At 44.6% G+C, this 713-nt stretch carries 1 pseudogene; it reads right to left on the bottom strand.

The window, feature by feature from the left end:
* Positions 1-66 precede the first annotated feature (66 nt).
* Positions 67-713: pseudogene (locus A3763_RS21785) on the bottom strand (hypothetical protein); the annotation flags it as partial.

The following is a 713-nucleotide window of genomic DNA, read 5'->3' as shown; positions in this document are numbered from 1 at the left end:
ATTAAGGTGATATATCTTCAGTATAGGCAAGCAATTGAAAATTGCTTCACACTTTTGAGATCTTTATTAAACCGTTCTTTTAGCCATTAAGCCAGCCCATTGGTTCAATAAAAACTCAAACACCAGCTGCTTGTTAGGATTGCTTGTACCGAGCAACAAACGCAGTTGATCCAAGGCACTTTTGTATAAATCAAGTAACTGAGCCTCGGTCGAAACCTTAGCCAAATGGTCGATCATTTTTGCCGCCGCAAGTCCTTCAGTGGAAAAGCTGGCCAACTTGACCTTTAAAACGAGCTCCAACCATTGAATCATCCACTCTACACGTAGAATCGACAAATCATCGCTCCACCTTTCAGCCAAAACAAGGGCCAAAACATCTTTACGAAGAAAGCTAGCCATTTCTTCTAGCATACGTTGATTTTCTTCAAGCGCGCCCGTTTTAACGTACTCCAAAGCTCTTAGCGGGGCTTGGGCCGCCAGCGCTAAAACCGAGTCTAACTCAGCTCCAGACAAGCTAAGCTCGTCTTTGTTCAGCGCCGCTTCTAGCCACTGCTTCGCTGCAGACGTTTCAGGTAACGAAAAGTCAATCACCTGACAACGAGAACGAATCGTTGGAAGTAACTGCCCCGAGCTATGTGATACTAAGATAATAACGGAATCGCCACTCGGTTCTTCAAGGGTTTTCAATAGCGCATTCGCCGCATTATGATTAA

Source organism: Oleiphilus sp. HI0128, assembly GCF_001635365.1.
This window is presented reverse-complemented; position numbering and strand designations above follow the sequence as displayed.